We start from the raw sequence: 18900 nt of genomic DNA on the forward strand, positions 1-18900 counted from the left end.
ATGGAGATCATTAATGTTACGCTAAATCCAAATGATAAAGGAGCGGACGTTGCACTTAGTGACAATAATTTAGTGGCAACTAATAATTCACAAAGGTTATCTTCAGTAAGAGCAACACACGGTAAAACAATTGGGAAATGGTATTGGGAAATTACAATTCTCGAGAGTAATTCGAGTACTGCGATTGGTATATCAACTAAATCTTTTTCAATTTCTTCGGATACAGTGACATCTAATAATCAACGCTCTTACTTTGTAAATGGTTCTATATTTCCTGGAAACATAAAGTATGGTAGTAAGTTAGCTAAAGGTGATGTTATTGGTGTTGCTTTGGATCTTGAAGATAAAACACTTGAATTTTATCAGAATGGTGTGAGCTTGGGAGTATCACATAGTAATTTAGAGGTTTTTAATGAGGTATTCCCAACAGCAATTTTTAATAGTTATTCAACTACAGGAACACCAAGTAATAGAGCATTAAAATTTAATTTTGGTGCTGCCCCGTTCATGTTTTCTATTCCAAAAGGATATTATTCTTTTGATGGTAGGAAAAATAGTTTTATTAATAATATTGTATTTTCATCCGAGGGTAAAATTTACTCATGTGAGAGTAATGATAAAGATTGTATCCCAATAATGTCTTCTAATAATGCGCCATCAGGAAGAGCATTTGGGAATGCCTCTACAGCATGGCATGCATTTAATAAAGCTGAAACTCCCAGATATACAACTCCTAGTGGAAGTGGGGGGGAAGGATATGTAGGTTATGAATTTGAAGAACCAATTTGCATTTCAAAATATAGTGTCAATGTAGCGATAAATAATAGCTTAAATGCACAATTTCCTAAAGCATGGACATTTGAAGGAAGTAATGATGATAAAAATTGGAATATATTAGATGATCAAATTGATCAATTTTGGGTTGGTAATTTAACAAGAGAATATGTATTTTTAAATAATTCTAAATACTTAATGTATAGGATTAATTTTAGAGAGAATCATGGGAGTTCAATTAATACGGTTATTTCAAACCTAGCAATGTATGAGCCTGATGTATTAATAACTATCGACTCTTATTCAGAATATTCCCTTATTAAGTATGGATATAATGACCCATTTACTTTGAATCATTTTAATCAAAATAAAAATATTATATTTGAGAATGTGAGCCTGGGTTTAGGGAAAAAATTTGAACATTCTGTCAATCTTTCAAAACGAAGACTTAAACATATTAAATTAATTTAGTTTGGAGCTTCTTTGAAGGATATAATTGTAATCGGTCTGGAGGCGGAATGATGTATTTTTTAACACAGAATGCAATACCTAAAATGACTTCATACAATAATCCATCTGGCATTGCCAGTGCAAGTTCAGAAAACTCTACATCATATTCAGCATGGAGAGCATTTGGAGGAGGGAATTGGGCAACTGCCAATAATGTAAGATCTGGATGGCTGAAGTATCAGTTCCCTTCACCAATTATTATAAGTAAATATATGATTAATTCAGGCAGTGTAACAGTTTCTTTTAATGCGAAGGATTGGACGTTTGAAGCATCAAATAATGATGTTGACTGGACTGTTTTAGATACAAGAATAGGTGAAACAAATTGGCAGAATTATGAGGAACGAACGTATGAGATAGAAAATAAAATTCCTTTTCTAATTTACAGGATAAATGTATTGAACAACAATGGAGGAAATTATTTATATTTAAGTCAACTTAAAATGTTTGAATTGAAATTTGATTATAAGTTTTTACTTTCTTTAAATAATAAGAGATATTCTATTGTTCCTGACTATAGTGAAGCAGAAACTTTAATACCTAAAATGACCAGTAATATTACGCCTTCTGGGCGGGCTTTTGCAAGTAGTATTTACAACTCTAGTTATGATGCTTGGCGAGCTTTTGATCAGATAGATAATAATGAAGGATTTGCTTCTGCTTTTGGAAGTGGAGGTATAGGTTACTTAGGTTATGAATTTGTAAAACCTGTTATAGTTGGAAAGTATGGAGTGAGAAGCATGAACGGCTTATCCCATCTTTCTAAAATGCCAAGGGACTGGACTTTTGAAGGCTCTAATGATGGAGTCGAATGGTTAGTATTGGATAAGCAGATTAATCAAACTTGGACAGCTATTAATACTGATAAGGAATATGTGATAAATAATAAAATTCCTTTTAAAATGTACAGGTTAAATTGGACTGCGAATAATGGGTTCATAAGCTACACAGACATCAATGAGCTTACAATGTTTGAGTATATTCCTGGGACTCTCATTTATCTGGAATCAGGATCGGAATCAAACTTTCTTAATTATGGACTAGATAAGAATCAGACAATAAATCTAACATCTGAAAATACTAGAATAAATTATGTGGCACAAAAAAATGTGTTGCTTGGTTCAGGCAAGGTAATTAAACAAAGCATTGATTCGTTTAAAACATCAATTAAAAAGGTTGCAATCGAGTAACTAATTGATTAGTGGAGAGGAGTGATTTATTTAAATGCCTTATATTAGTAACAATATTGTCCCTGATATGACCAGTGATACTAGTCCCTCAGGTAAGTCAAGCGCAAGCGATATTCAAAGTAGTTCATATCCAGCATGGAAAGCTTTTAGCTATAATGAAAAAGAAAGCTGGTCTATAAAAAGAGATAGTGAACAAAGTCCTGCATGGATTGCTTATGAATTTCAGAAGCCCAAAAGAATTGTTTGCTACTCTTTACTGGTGGATACTACCTGGAATCCTATTCAAACGTGGAATTTTGAGGCTTCAAATGATGGGAAACAGTGGACTGTGCTGCAAAGTTATGTTTTAACTAACAGCTGGTCGCAATTTCCTATGCAAGTTTTTGATGTAAATAATTCAAATTACTATACGCAATACAGAATTAATATTACTAATAGAAGATCAGTAGCTCTATATGTGTACAGAATTGAAATGATGGAATTAAATTACTATAGTAATATACTTATTCATCACTCTGGTAACTTTAAAAAATTTCATTTGGATGGATGGGTATCGATTAATAGTTTAAATCCGAATGAAGAAGATTTTATAGAACACGGTATGCAAGATATTAATTCCATTCCCGAATCTGCCTGGGCCGAGCTGCAAGGCGAGATCGAGCTTTGCTATTACACAGACGATCCAAATAAAAATGAAGTCATATTCAAGGTCGAAACCGAACCCTTCACACTCGAGGATGAATTCAAGGACCAAACGATCTCAATTCTGGAGTACACAGATGATCCTTATCAGACAGAGTCGGTGATTACGCTCGAAACCGAGCCGTTTACTCTTTACGATGAGCTAGGGGATAATGTCGATGTTCTCTACTACACGGATGACCCTGACAAGACAGAAGCAACGCTGGAGATTACAGCAAACTACAGTCCCTTGGACGAACTGGATGGCGATGTGGAGGTCGTAACCTGGACTGCCGAGGAGCCCGAAGAGAAAATGATTTTGGAAGTAGAAGCGACTCCGGTACAACAATTAGTCATTCAGCCAGAGGAGTTTAAGCTTTATGGAGACTTGCACCAAATTCTGTTGAACAAGGTTGGAGAATTGGGTACTCTTCGATTCTTATTATCTTTTGACAACGGCCGCACATGGCAAGCGTGCAAGTACAAAGAATGGTATACAGTAGATATTCAAAATATCAACAGCGTGAAGTCGCGGGGCATGAGTGCATACGACCTATCCAAGCTAAATCAGAGCTTATTTAAAAGCAAGGGTGAAAGCATCCGAATTGCTTATCTTCTGGATGACTCGATTCATACGAATGAATCCATAGGGATCAATAATGTCGCCTTATCGGTTAACTCGCCAACCGGGAACGTCAAATTTGGTAATCTAAACTTTCATGTCCTGAATACAGTTGCAACAGCCCAACTAACGTTTACAGGCAACAAGATTCGCGGTGATGTAGAAGACGAAGAGCAGGGCAACGTACAATACAGAGTCTTTTTGAATGATAACCCTTATTATCCTCAGGATGGGAGTTTTACTTCTTTAGCGCCTTCCCCTGTAGAAATCAATCTGAATATTTCCGAACGTCAGCTGCATTTTGACCGGGATAACAAGCTTAGAGTGGAGTTCAGGGACGGCTGGGGTAAGAGTGATGTATGGGAGACTGTATTTACGGGCACCTATTCCGGCATTATGTTCAAGGATGAGTCAGGACAATATTTGACTAATTCATTCGGAGAGCTGCTGAAGCATCTTGATTTTGGAACCATTATAGCAGGGCAAACTACACTGGAGAAAAAAGTTGTCGTAAAGAACCAGATGGGAGAAAGGGTACAAAATCTCCAACTGGAGGTTGTAAAAGAAAAGCTGCCGGATGGTGTGGCGGTTCAATTGTCACGTACAGCTTCTCCGTTCAGGGATGAGGCTTCTTTGCTGTTTAACAAATTTTTCGAACCGGAGGAGGAGTTGGAGTTCTACGTCAGACTTTCAACACGTATAACAGCGGCGCCTGCACCGCATGGCAGATTTGAGATTAGGGCAAAGGCGGATGCCGTATAACATCTCAATACAATGAGATAGGATGTGAGAAAGGTTGGATGATTATATTGAGCTTGATAGTGAATTAGCTGTCAAAACGTATGCTGAGAATCGGATGATTGGTTCATTCAAACTGTATTCTCCAGCAGTCGATGAGCGGCAAGCACTACTTGTCGTTAAACAAAAAGATAACGATGATAAAAACGCATTTCTGTCTGTCCGGACGGAACATGAAGCTGACAAGGCAGCATGGCTTCATATAAAATATCGCGGCAATGATGATCTATGCGGTATTCTTACAGCCATCCCGTCATCTGAAGTAAAAGCTGTGCTGGAGATCCGTCCTCATAACCGGATGTTCGGCAGCTTCGAATTATTGGAGGCCCCTCGCAAGCTTGTTGGGTTAACTGCAATAGCAGATGCGACAACACGAAGCCGTGAGGATTTGCAAACGATTAACTACGGAGACACGAAAAGCATGCTAATCGGGCGCAATCGTGACGAGAGCTTTGAGTCATTTGTGCGTTTTGCGAATCTGGATGAAGTTATACCCGATATATTATTCATTGAACGTGCTGTTCTCCGTCTTTACTATATTGAGCTTCCTCCAGACAGTATGTTGGAGATACATCACCCTAACCAATTGTGGCGGGAGATGGGAATTACGCATGCCAACAAGCCTTTATCTGACGAATTGCTAAGCGATCAATTCATAATTAATACTCGCGAGAGATACATTGAATTTGATGTGGCTGAAGCTGCACGCAGGTGGAGATCAGGAGAATTATTCAACAGCGGCTTCCTGGTGCGTACACCGGATAACCGAACAATCAGCTTCTATACTCGAGAATCCGACTTGCCGCCTCAGCTACGGGTATCCTATGTAACTTCTCAAGTGTATAGCATAGGCAGGGAAACGATCGACGCCACCATGTTCATTCATGGAAAAGGGAAAAAAGATATTAACGCGCTTCTGACTGTGCATAGTGATGTCGGGTTCGCCTTCCGTGAAGCCAGCCTCTATGTCCATCGGAAAGAAGATCCAATGGATTCGGACCATCCTGCATATATGAGCGTATCTTGCCCGGATTTGCACGGAGTCATTATGATTCAAAGACGGACTTGTGCCGAATTGGAATCAGAGATTTCGGTCAGATATAAAGGTGACGACCGGTATAATCCTGAAGCTGTAATAGGAGCAAGCCGTCCTCATCTGAACGCAATATTGACGGTTGATCCCAGGATGTCGATGCCAAGTGTAATCACAATAAAGCAATCTGATGATTCGTACAGAAAAGCCGAAATGACCGTCTCAAAACCAGACTTGAGCAGTTTTCTCACTGTATCCAATTACAAGAGAGACAATGCTTCGTTAGAGGCCTTGTTTGCTGCAAGAACACATCATGAGGATCCGAAAGAGGCCGTATTAACGGTCAACAAGCCAGAACTTATCGGACACTTTGCTGCTAAAGCTCTGGGTGAGGCTTGTATGGCCGGTACGCTTTATGTACCGTATTATGAAGATAAAGAAGCCGTGCTTACTATCAGCCGACCAGAAATGAATGCTGTTATGACCGTAAAGTATATAAACGAGCGTGAAGGTATACTTTGGGTGAAGGAACGCTCACTGCTCCCGGCTCTTCTTGATGTCAAAATCAAGAACGACCTGACAGCAACGCTTCTTGTGAAGCAAATATTTGAGCTGCAGAGTGATATCGTCATTAGCCGCCCTGATGTGGCAGCAATCATTCAGCCGAGGGTAACCGGGATTGAGGATTTGTCTGTTGTAGCGCAAATTCGCAAGCGGGATGCAGCGGATTTGCACAGTCTAATGTCGGTTAATGGAGTAGGCAACAAAGGTTATGCGTTTATTATGTAGTGAACATATATTTTAACTTCATTAGAACCAGCAGCAATATAGGAACTTATTTTCTCCTCAGGCTGCTGGTTTTTCCCCATTCAGCGCGAAGCAAAATTAAAGCACCAGCTCCGCATGCACTTCTCCACACTCCAGCACTTTACCCGTCTCCACAAATCCGAGAGAAGAATAGATTTTCTTTGCAGGCAGATTCTCCGGTTTATAGGTCAGTTCAATAACTTTGGCTTTCCCGCGGGGGAAGGTTCGTACGTATTCGATAACTTTGGCCATGACCTTTTTCCCATACCCTTTGCCTTGGTGATGCTTATCGATCATCATTTTAAATACACCGTAGCTGCTGTAATCAAAATTGCCATCCCCGTCATCATAGTACATCATAAGAAAACCGACCAGCGTATTCTCGTTATATACGGCAAACGTCATAATATCTTGGCCCTCGTCTGCTGCAATATAAGCTTCCGCGAGCGCATGCTGGTTGGAAGAGATGAATTGCTTCTGTTCTTCTGTGACGGACAATTCAATGCATGGAATAAAATTTTCCCAGGTGATTTTTCTAAACTCCAACATGTTTCCCCCATTCTATTGTGAGACACGAATTAACAAACTGTTCAAAGATTCCGGGCAGAGTGAAGCAGTCTATAGAAGTTAGGCCACTGAGTTCATTCACCGCTGCTTTGCAAGCAGTTATTCAATTTGTATTATTTCAGTACCATAATTTTGGGTATATTACAATTGAAAGAAGAAAATAAATTCCACACATGGCAATCGGCAAGAAATTTGAAATTAATTTTCGTGTTAGAATGGAATCAAAAGCTTGTGATTATTGATGTGATGAAAAGGGAGGAAGATCTTTCATGAGCGATGTGAAAAGAATTCAACCGATCATTCCGCACTTGTGGTTCGACAAAGAGGCGAAAGAAGCAGCGGAGTTCTATTGCTCTATATTTCCGGAATCCAAAATCAAGAACACAGCGACCTTGAATGAGACGCCTTCGGGCGATGCCGACCTTATTTCATTCAGCATCTGGGGACAGCCGTTTATGGCCATTTCAGCAGGGCCGTACTTTAAGATCAATCCTTCCATCTCATTCATTGTCAATTTCGATCCTTCCCGGTTAGATAACGCCAGAGAGAAGCTGGATGAGGTATGGGATAAGCTGTCTGATGGGGGTACGGCGCTGATGCCGATTGACAAGTACCCGTTCAGTGAAAGGTTCGGATGGATTCAGGACAAGTATGGAGTTACGTGGCAGCTCATGCTGACGAATCCGGAGGGGGAGCCGCGGCCGGAGATTGTTCCTTCCCTTTTATTCGTTAACGATAACTGTGGCAAGGCGGAGGAGGCACGTGAGTTCTACCTCTCTGTGTTCCAAAACTCCAAGGCCGGATCACTGATTCGCTATGGACCCGGTCAGGGGCCGAACAAGGAAGGCACTGTCATGTTCAGCGACTTTATGCTGGGGGATACCTGGTTTACGGCAATGGATGGCGCGCTGGATCATGCATTTAACTTCAACGAGGCGGTTTCGCTGCTGGTGAGTTGTGACACGCAAGAGGAAATCGACTACTATTGGGACAAGCTGTCGGCTGTACCTGAGGCGGAGCAGTGCGGCTGGCTGAAGGATAAATTCGGACTTTCCTGGCAAATTACCTCAAGCAAGCTGGAAGAGATGATGAGCAAGGGAACGGCGGAACAGCGCAATCGTGTTACGCAGGCATTTTTGAAGATGAAAAAGTTTAACGTTGCGGAACTGGAAAAGGCGTTTCACGGTGAAAAATCAGACTTGTAGTAGCAGGGCAGGAACCAAATACAAACAACCGGTCTTGTTTTAGGATCGGTTGTTTGCGTTTGCTCAGTCACCTGGCAACACGTATTTTGACGCTTGACCTTGGAGTATGCTCCAATGATACGCTAGACGCATGAAGTCATGCATAATTAACAAGAAATAGCGGAAGCTTTAAGCTGTATCAAAAGGAGGAATCTTGGATGCAAATCAAAGAATTTACTGAGAAGTATGGGATTTCTGGAGATACAGCCAGATATTATGAGGATGAAGGCTTGCTGCATCCGCTTCGTTTGCACAATGGATATCGTGATTATGATGAGGGCTGTGAACAAGCGTTAAAGTTTATTATAGTTCTTAAGAAATTAGGATTTTCCTTACAAGAAATAAAATTGATGCTGCAATTGGAGCAAAGCCCGATGTCCACACAGTGCAATTTAAACTCGGAGAACATGTTCACCGTCAAAATGGGCCACATTAGACAGCAAGTCTTATTTTATCAATCAGCGCTTAAGGCGTTAGAACTGGTTACGGATTTAATGGAGAATGGGGAATTTAAGAAGAATCGGCAAATGCTCAATCATTTATTCAATGAAATGTACAGTAGTATGAATAGCGGATCCCATTCTTAGCATTGATTCTTGCATCTTATTAATTCAAATAATGTTGAGGAGGCAGCAAGTATGAAGGTGCGAAAGATTTCCAGTCATATTACGAAGCTGGAGGTATGGATAGGCATTACATTTAGCGCATGGCTTGTAGAAGATGAAGACGGTGTGACGATTATTGATACGGGTATGCCGTTTATGGGTAAGGCCATTCTGCGAGAAGCGAGGAAGCTTGGAAAGATAAAGGCTGTCTTGCTGACACACGGGCATGGCGATCATGTCGGGGGATTGTCTTACATTGCTAAGGAGGCACGTATTCCTGTATATGCACACAAGCTAGAGCTGAAATACATTGAGGGAGAGGAACCGTTTCCGGGCAGAAAAAAAGCCGATCATCTGGTGGAGGCTGGTCTCGTACAGCCGCTGCCAACAGGCGAGGACCATCAACTGCTGCCGATACAAGGACTTATTCCGTATCATACACCAGGACATTCTCCTGGACATGTGGTCTATTATCACCCGGAAGATTCCGTATTAATTGGCGGGGATTTGTTCACCTCCAAGCGAGGCAAACTGCAGAAGCCTGCAAAGGTATTTACACCCAATATGAGTGAAGCAATTGCCAGCGGCGCAATTGTTAGAGAACTGAGACCCAGTCTTGTCAGTATTACACATAGCAAGGATGTTCAACATGCCTACGAGCACATTGATCAGTATTTACAGCAGAGCTAGTATATAAAGGTTATTTCGCCAGGCAATAAGCTGGGCATGAGTTCGGTACTGTGCCGGACTCATGCCTTTTAGTTTTGTTTAATTCGGCTATGATTGTAATCATCCGTGCTACGATTTCAGCCGCAGCTTTCTTACTTTTCCGGTATCATTTACCCCATAATAGTTTATAAAAGACATATAGAAACGAAAAAAATTCCGGTTTATACTATTTTTGAAAGCGCTTTTATATTTGTGTCTATAGGCGGGAAGGCGATTAATAATAGTTGCAATGAATGCAATGCAGCATGAAAGTAATTCTGAACCTACCCCAACCTCTTGAGGAGGAGAATACGATGGTAACCAGGCATTACGGCTATAAGTGTTCCTCTGTTCAATTCTGGATGACCAGCCTTCTAATACTCTCCATGGTTGCGTCCTATACGCTGCTTCATCCGGTCAAAGCCACAGCTGATGATGCAGGTGTCGATGTTACGCTGGGCGCAACCCCCGTCGAGAATGGCATTCATCCCAGGGCGGGAGACAATCCGGCCGGACTCATAACGGGTACAATTGACGGAAAGACCTACTGGCAGACGAACAAAAATTCCGCCAGCCCGCACACGTATTATCTGTATATGAACGTCAACGATACTTATCTCAAAAATAATTCGGATTATGATGTGCAAGTCAGTGTAACCTACTTCGATTCAGGGAACGGGAGATTGGTGCTGCAGTACGATTCCCTGGCGGCTGCCTTTAAGAATGCTCCTTTGCATAACTTCACAAACACAGGTAACTGGAAAACCAAGACGTATCTGCTCACAGATGCCTACTTTGGAAACCGGGCAAACGGGGCCGACTTTCGATTTTCGATCCAGGGAGACGGTACGCCCGCTACATCGAACTTGGAGTTGAAAATTGCTTCAGTGAAAGTTGTCAAGACAATCAAGCCGCCCCCTGGCACGGAAATCTCTGTTACCAATCCTGATTTGAAGTTCGTAGGAAGATGGGATAAGAGCTCAGGGACAGTGTACAAGAGCTACTGGGGCGGTTCGTATATGAAAACGAATTTTACAGGCACCCGCGTCTCAGTTAAGCTTGGCAGGTCGGCCAACATCTATGTTTCGATTGACGGTGGAGAGGATGTCCTGTTCAGCGGTGCAATAGACACGGTGAATTTGACACCGACCGCCTTGGCCAGCGGTACGCATTCCCTGAGAATTACCTCCGCTTCCGAAAATGATTTTCTGCAGATTCAAGGCCTAGTGCTGGATCCGGGAGCAAACACCCAGCCGACTGCACTGGGCAACAATCTGATTGAATTCGTTGGGGATTCGATTACATCCGGCTACCTCAATTCGAAAATAGCCTTGTCAGACTACGCCTGGATCGTCGGCGAGCAGCTTGGTGCCGAACACACCCAGATCGCTTTTCCGGGCATTTGTCTGGTCGATAATATCAAATGCTTTTCGCCTAATAGTATTGGCATGAGCAATCAGTTTTTCAAGATGCAATCCGTATATGATACGAATTCCCCGCTGTGGGACTTTAATACGTATCAGGCGCGTGCAGTCGTGATCAACCTGGGAACGAATGATAATTCCAATGGGGTGACGGACGCCGCCTTCCGGCAAACGTATATCACCTTCCTGCAAAATGTAAGGGCCAAGTATCCGTCGGCGGATATTTTTGTGATGAGACCATTCAACGGTTCCAAGGCTGCTCCGACGCTTACAGCCGTTCAAACCGTCCAGGCAGGGGGAGACAACAAACTGCATTATATCGATACAACTGGCTGGATCACGAATGCCGATACGATAGACGGCACTCATCCAAGCGATGCCGGTCATGTCAAAATAGCAGGTATGCTGGCCCCGCTGCTTAGCCCATATATGAACTGAGTTTTCGTGGGGCAGCGTGAGAGCTGGTAAAGCACATCAAATGATAGCTGAAGAGGCCGTGTGAAGACGGCCTCTTTGGTAATGTTTGAAGATCTCGCTAAAATTGAATTCATATTTTTGCTTTATGGATTTGTAGATATAATGAATAAATGGTATGTTTATCATATTAGGAGAATTATCTCAGTTTATTCACAAAAGTGAGCGTGGTTAGAATTTACACCTTATCACACTAACAATACACCTAAAGAATTGCAACAAGATAATGGGAAAGTTCCAGACGGTGAATACATTATACGTGAATCAAATACTAGACCTTCATCTTAGGAGTGAGACATGAATAAAAGAGCAGCAGGGGTTGTATTTATTAGTTTGGCAGTCATTCTATTTATTTTTCGAAATTCAGTATATTACATGAGTGGAGCTATCATTGCAGCTAGAAACGGGGAAGTTAACACTGGAATGCTTGCATCAGCATTAGATTTAATTGAACAGCCCTATTCAATTTTGCCTGAAATAGTTTGTTTGATTGTTGGTGCAGGATATGTCATATGGGCCGAAATGAAGAAGGAATAGTGATGAACATCAAGCCGCTCATTTTGAGCGGCTTTTTTCTGTGGTTAGACGGTTCACTTGCTTCTCAAAATACACAAGGCGGTGATCAATGTAATGGGAAGAGAAAGAGAAACCAAAGTGCTTTGACAGATTTTATTTTGCAGCTCTCTCGGGTGAAAAGAAAACTTCCAAAGTGACCCGCAAAATGAGTATTGTGAACCAATGCCTGACCAAGGCAGTTAGCCAAGGGGGATGTCCGAATCCTGATTATAGGCTGACGAAGTGAAATCACAGAGGACTTTTAGCGGAAGATTCAGACGCCTTGCTCCTACGCTTGAAGTTAATCAAGAAGCAACTCCATGCGCTCCATCCGCGCGGACTGCCCCCCGGGTTCGCCCCCTGGGCAATCCATACAAAAAAACGCCAACACAGTGTTTGATGACGTTTCTTTTTGTATGGAGCCAAGGGGGATGTCCGAATCCTGATTAAAGGCTGACGAAGCCGAGTCGCGGAGGACTATTAGCGGAAGATTCAGACGCCGTGCTCCTGCGCTTGAAGTTAATCAAGAAGCAAATCCATGCGCTCCGTCCGCGGGGGCTGAACCCTGGGTTCGCCCCCTAGGCAATCCATACAAAAAAACGCCATCACAGTGTGTGATGACGTTTCTTTTTTGTATGGAGCCAAGGGGGATCGAACCCCTGACCTCATCGCTGCCAGCGATGCGCTCTCCCTCCTAAGACAAATTCACTACCATTTGCAAGCTTGCAGAAATGAGTGACATGCAGCTTTAAATTAATGTCAATACCGTCTCTTTTAACAATCACGCTTTTCAAAAGTGCACTCAACATTATCTTTTTCTTATCTAAAGAAGATTTACCGAAAACTTCTTTCCAGTTCGGTATTTTTTTGCTTAAGAGTTCTATATCGCTTTTCTCTACTTTTTTCTCTAAAACCTTAACTTCTTCTTTAGCAATGGCCGTTACTAATTCATTAAGTTCTTCCCTCTTTTTTGCAATCAATGAGTTAAGCAATTTTGGTTCAAAAGAGCTTTGACCGAGTAAAGATTTCGTCACTTCCTCAGTAAGCACATTCAGTTCTTTTTCTTGCTGCAGTTTATCTTTTTCGAGTTGTTTGATTTTACTTAGGTCATTATCTAAATTATTTGTAATGTACTTATTCACTTCTGCTGTTAGATCCATTTCTTTCAGTTGATCCAAATACATATCGAGTTCTTCAAGAACCATAGATTCCACAATGTTAGGAGAGTGGATTGTTTTCCCGTCACAAGGTTTACCACTAGCTTTCCCGCTGCATCTATACTTCGGGGATGTCCATACTCTTTGTTCACCAGTTTTTAAAGTATAAGTTTTTCGGTTATATGTCGTGGTTAATGGAGCGCCGCAATGACCACACCATATCATACCAATCAGGAGCAAGGGACTTTTACTGAGTTTACTTGGTGTTATTCCTTCTTGTCCTTCGTCGCCTCCATCTTTTTTTGGAGCTCGACTTTTTCTTAATAATTGAATCCTATCCCACCTATCGGCCTCTATGATTACCAGTTCGGGTATTTGTTTTTTCGGAAGAATCCATTCTTCTGGATCTTGCATGTTAAAGACGCCCATTTCACTCTTCCTTTTTCCAATCGCGGGGAATCCTTTGTAAAGAGGGTTCCTTAAAATGAAATTGATAACACCTGCAGTCCAGTTTCCTCCGGTAGCAGACGGGACAAACGGGACCCTTTCTTCATTCATGAATTTCGCTATCCTCTTACCACCATAACCTTCCTCTGCCATTGTAAAAAAATCATCGATGATTTTTGCATCCTCTTCAACTATTTCTCGTTTAAATAAATCTTTTCCCTTTTTGTTCTTCAATCCAGAAAAAACAAGACGGTATCCAAATCCTGCTGATCCACCAGTAAAAAGACCATCTTCCGCCATTTGCTCTTGATTTTCAGTGACGCGTATGGAAGTTTTTTTACTCTCACCAGATGACTGCCAAAAACGCAAATAATTGACCAAGTGGTCAGTGTGATCTTCAAGTTTTTGTTGCCCTTCATTGACTGACCACATTTCAATGCCTTTTTCAACAAACCACCTTAACACAAAAGGAGTTTCGTCATCTCGCCTCCCTAACCTATCGAACATGAAGACGAGCAATACGTCAAATTCACCGTTCTCTGCATCAGTCTTAGCCTGTTGAATGGCATCACGATTTTTTGCAGATACTTTATACCCAGATACACCGCCTTCTGTGTAATCTTTAACAAAAACCCAGTCAGGCTTAGAAGCAATGAAATCTAAGCAAGCCCTTCTTTGAAGGGGTATATCATCACCATAAAGTTGTTTTTTGTCCGAGACTCGCCAAAGGCAAGCGACCCTTTTCTTTGTTAGAGGGGGAGTTTGTTTTTTCGCTGCCATCTAAAAACCTCCGCATGAGTTATTTATACTACCATAAATTTTACCTTAAATCTTTTTTAAAAAAAGACTTGTCTTTTACAAATCGTTTATGTATAATAAGGAAGTCCTTCGGGGAATTAGCTCAGTCTGGGAGAGCGCTTCGCTGGCAGCGAAGAGGTCAGGGGTTCGAGCCCCCTATTCTCCATAATGCAAAAAGACCTTCATAGAGAAGGTCTTTTTTTGTTTCCTCAAACTACTCCGCTATGTTCCGTCTTCCATTTCCCTGTTTTTCTGCCCTGCAACTGCCACCTATAGATGAGAACACTAAATAACATCATCAGACGCCTGAGATCAAACTGTGAACGATTATTTTCATGACAAGGACAAGTTGGTCGGAAAGAAATCAAAACTCTTTAGAAACGATTCTGCGGCGTTTGGTGATGTGTCTCTGAAAATGCTGAATACGCTTTTTAGAATCAAGGAATAGTAATAATCCCAGGAAGCCTATCGGCTCTCTTTTTCGTTACGCCAATCCTGCACATTATGCTTATCTGGGTCTTCCTCCTTTCCCCAGAGAGGCTAACGCGCTGACTGCAAGCGTTAAAAGGGTTGGATCGCAGGCGCTACGCCGGGCGTTAATAATCGGCACTATCGACTTACTTTTTATAATTTATTATGGTATCTTATGAAGATAATTACATAAAGGGTGATTGTATGTGGGAGGAGATTAAAAGCTACGTTTTTAGCGTAGGGGCGGTAGCGAGTTTCATTGGTCTTTTATGGATGGGTGTAAAATTTTTTAGTAAGAAGTACGTTTCGAATTACCTAGACTTAAATTTTAGTAAGAAGCTAGAAGACCACAAGCATGAATTAAGCCAAGTTACTGATTACATGAAGTTTGATCATAGCAGGAAACTTCAAGATTTCAATAAGTATACTACAAGAAAACATGAAGTTTACTCAGAGTTGTACCGACTGGTCAATATTTCTGAAGGGAATGTTGGTTACCTTGGGAAACTGGAAAATGAAGATATGTTCAAGGGAATGAGTGAAGAAGTAGTAAAAATCAAGCTGAAAGATGAATATGAATTGCCAGAAGAACTGTACATAAAGGAAATCACTCCATGGCGTACGGATGGTGAGTTTCAACAACGTCTATATATTTTCATTAGAGATGCCAGTTATGCAAGGGCAGTTAATTCCATCAGTAAAGCTAAAAATGAATTCTTGATCTGTTCTCTGTTTCTCTCGGAAGGCATTGAAAAAAAAGTAGAAGAACTTTTGTCAGTCTTGGAAAATCATCGTAGGCTGTATTTAAGGATGTGGGCGCTAAAAGATGCTAATCAAAATACAGAGAACTTAATTAAAGAAATTGCAAATGTCGCCAAGAGTAATAAAGAGGTAAGGAATGAATTAAAGGTAATGATGAGAAATGAACTTAAAATCGGGTACTATAACGAAGCTGATAGAGCTGCTCAATAGAGCGGCTTTTTTTATGTACATAAGTGCAAATATCTCTCGGCATTTGCCGGGTTTATATATATAGAAATGTAAATAAGTACAAATTTATCGATATCACAGGAGGTGTTTCGATTGAGTTTTGTTAGAGATTCCATCGTTAGACGTAGCGATGGGACACATGTTAATTTGGGAGATTTGATTAATGAGGATGGCACGATAAAGGTTAAGTTCGAAGGCGGGGGCGCTCCGGGTGAAGCGGTAGACGAAGAAGCCCGGGAAATGGCGCAATCTGCTAAGTTTAAGGATTACGCGCGAAAAGAAACGGTACCAAGAGGATTCGTTGATGAAGTCCCGGTTTTTGAAAAGCATCCAGGCAATCCTATTTTTAAACGCGATGATGCTGCTTGGTTACTTAGTAACAAGTATGCTATGTACTGGCCGAGTGTTATTCACGCCAAAGCCATTTACCCGAACGCTTTAGATGAGTTTTATATGTATTATTCAACTGACCATGCCGCGGACAAAGGGGGCATCGGACTAACAACGGCTCCGCATCCTCTTGGACCTTGGACGGATCGGGGACGAGTTTTTTATGACGACGCAGAAGGCAGTGGACACACTGAGACTCCTTCGGTAGTTTTTAATGAGGTGACAGGCAAGTTTCATATGTACTACCACATTGACTACTATGCGGGTGGCGGTACGGTTTACCGTTCACAGGCTACGTGTCTCGCAACGTCCGATGACGGGCTTACATGGACGCGATATAGTGGCAATCCAATAATCACAACGAGCGAACCAGAGTTCACGGGAGATGGTCATTGCGGGTACGCTCGCGTGTATCGTCAAGGCAGAATGTGGGTGGCTCATCACTTGCTTGGTGGTGGAGGCACGTACAAACTTGGGGTTTCTTATTCTGAGGACGGCATCAAATGGCAAATCGACCCACGTCCGATAGTCGGGTTCACAGACATCTTGGAGGATAAGGAAAAGACGAGGATTGAGTTCCATCACACCTTCCCGTTTTCGTTCAAATCAAAGCAGTGGATTGTGTGTACAATAAGCCCTTTTGAGACGGGCTTTAACTCTGCGAAAAAGAAAATGGTTGTTGCTAGATTTGAGCACGCCCGAAACATCCACTCCATCTATCCAGGGATCGACGAAGGAGATGCTGGCGAGTGGGATGCTGGCGCATTGAAGCAGCCCCAGGTGCTTGCATATCAAGGTAAACTGTATCTCTTTTACGCCGCCAATGGCCTTAATAATAAGGGTGCAATAGGCGTTGCAGTTGCGGAGGTGGTCTAATGATTAGAGATGCATGGGGAGTAGAGGTACCTTTTGCAAAAACCTCTAAACGTGTTGAGGAGAATTTCCTGATAACTACAGCGCTGCCTAGCTGGTTGACTGTTACTGGAGTAGGGACACCAACGCACACCATATCGCCCATCGAATCCAGTTACGGATACCTTGAAGTTAAAACGAGTACCGCGGTAGATGATACGGCGATCTTGAATATCTTTCCGAACGGCATTAACTTCTCGTCCTCGGTTAGGGAACTCCGATTAGAGCTTGAATCGTTCTTTTTTTCGAACGGTTCTCCTAACATCAATGTGTTTCTGGAGATGACGAACAGCTCAAAGAATAAAGGATTTTCGCTGTCCTCCACTCCGACCGAAGGTGAAGACACTAGAATTAAGACGTACAAATCATCAGGCCTGTCGGTTGATAGTGTGCTAAAACAACACCCGATTATTAACCTAGGGGAATGGAAGCGGCGCAAGAATTTAGAGTTGCGCTTGCGTTCGGATGGCACAGTGATTCTACTGGAATGTGGGAATGTTTTCTACGAGAGGAAGTTCAGTTCCTCTGAAATGGATTTATCATCTTCGTTCATACTCAGGCCTCGTATCTCAATCCGTAACATAGCAGGGACCACTGCCCGACATTTCCGGTTGTCTAAAGTCGCGGTGACAGTGATCCATAATTAAATGCATCATTTAGGAGGCATCTATGCAAGACTTCCGATGTAGCACATGTAATAAGCTTCACGATGGTAAAGACGGGAATCAATGTCCCGCGTGTGATTGTTCAAATACCGATGTATGTTGTTCTCAACCGAACATCCAAAAGTTTGGGCCGAATGAGATAGTGGTAGAAGAAATGAGCGTGTGCGTTGGATGCGGGAGAATACATTAGATGGCTCTTAAACGAATGTGTTCCAAGCAAGGATGTAAAGAGTTGATTGACTACGGAGCAAAACGCTGTGAAGCACATGCCATAAAGGATCATCTCCGATATGACCAATACAGAGAGAGTGCAGCAAAGAGAGGGTATGACCATGTATGGAGAGCAGCTAGATCAAGATACCTCAAGAAGAATCCAGTATGTGTGAAGTGCATAGAGAAAGGCTTTGCAGTACAGTCGACAGTAGTAGACCATATAAAGCCCCATAAGGGGAATAAGAAGCTGTTCTGGGATAAGAGTAACTGGCAAGCATTGTGCGCGTCATGCCATAGTACGAAGACTGTCAGAGAGGATGGAGGGTTTGGTCGATGATCTCAGATATTCTGCGTAAAATTGAGTGGTCATCTGAATGGTGCGGTAACTACTACTGCCCAATATGTAAGAGAAACAAAGAAGATGGTCATACAGATGAGTGCGAACTAAAGAGATTTATTGTAGATGCAGACACTTCAGACAGCCCGGAAGGAACGGTCATTATGTGTCCTATTTGTACACGCGGAATAAACATAACTTCACAGGGGACAGCACACGACGATGTAAGGATAACTGGTCACTGCACAAAGTGTAACGCCATAACTGACGTTGTCGTTTCTCCAGAGCGACTGAGGAAAGAACAGAAGATAGTCCGTCCGCCCCTCGGAGTCAAGCCTAAATGGTTGCATGACGAGGAAAGGGCGAGAGAATTGAGAGATGCCATTAACATTAGGCTTCACTGTGATAGTGACATCCCTATTGAGTGGGTAGAAGAGTTGAACAGTATCTTTGTGCTGCTAAAGGATAGGAAGAAGAGAAGGTTGATAGGAAAGAATTGATTTTGTTAATAAATCTCAACGAAAATCC

General features: G+C 42.1%; 17 protein-coding genes and 1 tRNA gene. 16 read left to right on the top strand and 2 right to left on the bottom strand.

Annotation, left to right across the window (positions count from 1 at the left end; translation table 11 throughout):
* From H583_RS35510 to H583_RS0121165, 4 genes are read left to right on the top strand one after another with little or no spacing between them, the layout of a single operon-like run.
* Entirely contained in the window at nucleotides 1–1245 is a 1245-nt protein-coding gene (locus tag H583_RS35510) for an SPRY domain-containing protein (RefSeq protein ID WP_028562231.1), read from the top strand.
* Between the two features lie 47 nt (nucleotides 1246–1292).
* Complete coding sequence (locus H583_RS35515; RefSeq protein ID WP_154665945.1) at nucleotides 1293–2474, top strand: discoidin domain-containing protein; 1182 nt, start codon at nucleotides 1293–1295, stop codon at nucleotides 2472–2474.
* A gap of 34 nt (nucleotides 2475–2508) precedes the next feature.
* On the top strand, nucleotides 2509–4539 hold the full coding sequence (locus H583_RS0121160) for a hypothetical protein (RefSeq protein ID WP_028562232.1): 2031 nt from the start codon (nucleotides 2509–2511) through the stop codon (nucleotides 4537–4539).
* A 34-nt stretch (nucleotides 4540–4573) separates the two neighbouring features.
* Complete coding sequence (locus H583_RS0121165) at nucleotides 4574–6397, top strand: DNRLRE domain-containing protein (protein WP_028562233.1); 1824 nt, start codon at nucleotides 4574–4576, stop codon at nucleotides 6395–6397.
* A 96-nt stretch (nucleotides 6398–6493) separates the two neighbouring features.
* Here H583_RS0121165 and H583_RS0121170 read toward each other — a convergent pair whose 3' ends face one another.
* On the bottom strand, nucleotides 6494–6964 hold the full coding sequence (locus H583_RS0121170) for a GNAT family N-acetyltransferase (protein ID WP_028562234.1): 471 nt from the start codon (nucleotides 6962–6964) through the stop codon (nucleotides 6494–6496).
* 287 nt (nucleotides 6965–7251) lie between these two features.
* On the opposite strand from H583_RS0121170, the gene H583_RS0121180 reads away from it, so the two are divergent.
* The 6 genes from H583_RS0121180 to H583_RS36730 all read left to right on the top strand — a co-directional run bounded on the left by H583_RS0121180 (nucleotide 7252) and on the right by H583_RS36730 (nucleotide 12150).
* The gene (locus H583_RS0121180) at nucleotides 7252–8187 is read left to right on the top strand and encodes a VOC family protein (protein ID WP_028562235.1); all 936 of its coding nucleotides are present in this window, start codon (nucleotides 7252–7254) and stop codon (nucleotides 8185–8187) included.
* A gap of 197 nt (nucleotides 8188–8384) precedes the next feature.
* Nucleotides 8385–8813: a MerR family transcriptional regulator gene (locus H583_RS0121185; protein WP_028562236.1), complete on the top strand. Its 429-nt coding sequence runs from the start codon at nucleotides 8385–8387 to the stop codon at nucleotides 8811–8813.
* Between the two features lie 51 nt (nucleotides 8814–8864).
* Entirely contained in the window at nucleotides 8865–9521 is a 657-nt protein-coding gene (locus H583_RS0121190; RefSeq protein WP_028562237.1) for an MBL fold metallo-hydrolase, read from the top strand.
* Between the two features lie 332 nt (nucleotides 9522–9853).
* Complete coding sequence (locus tag H583_RS35520; RefSeq protein WP_051236787.1) at nucleotides 9854–11401, top strand: SGNH/GDSL hydrolase family protein; 1548 nt, start codon at nucleotides 9854–9856, stop codon at nucleotides 11399–11401.
* A 333-nt stretch (nucleotides 11402–11734) separates the two neighbouring features.
* Entirely contained in the window at nucleotides 11735–11974 is a 240-nt protein-coding gene (locus H583_RS0121200) for a hypothetical protein (protein WP_028562238.1), read from the top strand.
* 2 nt (nucleotides 11975–11976) lie between these two features.
* A complete protein-coding gene (locus H583_RS36730; RefSeq protein ID WP_154665946.1) occupies nucleotides 11977–12150 on the top strand; it encodes a hypothetical protein in 174 nt (57 codons plus the stop codon).
* Nucleotides 12151–12657: 507 nt separating this feature from the next.
* Here H583_RS36730 and H583_RS35525 read toward each other — a convergent pair.
* On the bottom strand, nucleotides 12658–14376 hold the full coding sequence (locus H583_RS35525) for a recombinase family protein (protein ID WP_051236789.1): 1719 nt from the start codon (nucleotides 14374–14376) through the stop codon (nucleotides 12658–12660).
* 110 nt (nucleotides 14377–14486) lie between these two features.
* Between H583_RS35525 and H583_RS0121215 the strand changes: the two genes are divergently transcribed.
* The 6 genes from H583_RS0121215 (at nucleotide 14487) to H583_RS0121240 (ending at nucleotide 18872) form a co-directional block, all read left to right on the top strand.
* Nucleotides 14487–14560: transfer RNA gene (locus H583_RS0121215), tRNA-Ala, on the top strand.
* Between the two features lie 509 nt (nucleotides 14561–15069).
* Entirely contained in the window at nucleotides 15070–15837 is a 768-nt protein-coding gene (locus H583_RS0121220; RefSeq protein ID WP_028562239.1) for a hypothetical protein, read from the top strand.
* Nucleotides 15838–15948: 111 nt separating this feature from the next.
* A complete protein-coding gene (locus tag H583_RS0121225; RefSeq protein ID WP_028562240.1) occupies nucleotides 15949–17121 on the top strand; it encodes a glycoside hydrolase family protein in 1173 nt (390 codons plus the stop codon).
* Nucleotides 17121–17804, top strand: coding sequence for a hypothetical protein (locus H583_RS0121230; RefSeq protein ID WP_028562241.1), 684 nt, complete (start codon nucleotides 17121–17123; stop codon nucleotides 17802–17804). Before H583_RS0121225 ends, H583_RS0121230 begins: the two co-directional genes overlap by 1 nt.
* A 223-nt stretch (nucleotides 17805–18027) precedes the next feature.
* Nucleotides 18028–18372: an HNH endonuclease gene (locus H583_RS0121235; RefSeq protein ID WP_342663555.1), complete on the top strand. Its 345-nt coding sequence runs from the start codon at nucleotides 18028–18030 to the stop codon at nucleotides 18370–18372.
* The gene (locus tag H583_RS0121240; protein ID WP_028562243.1) at nucleotides 18369–18872 is read left to right on the top strand and encodes a hypothetical protein; all 504 of its coding nucleotides are present in this window, start codon (nucleotides 18369–18371) and stop codon (nucleotides 18870–18872) included. Before H583_RS0121235 ends, H583_RS0121240 begins: the two co-directional genes overlap by 4 nt.
* Nucleotides 18873–18900 lie beyond the last annotated feature (28 nt).

This window comes from Paenibacillus pinihumi DSM 23905 = JCM 16419 (assembly GCF_000422505.1).
GTDB classification, from domain to species: domain Bacteria; phylum Bacillota; class Bacilli; order Paenibacillales; family Paenibacillaceae; genus Paenibacillus_D; species Paenibacillus_D pinihumi.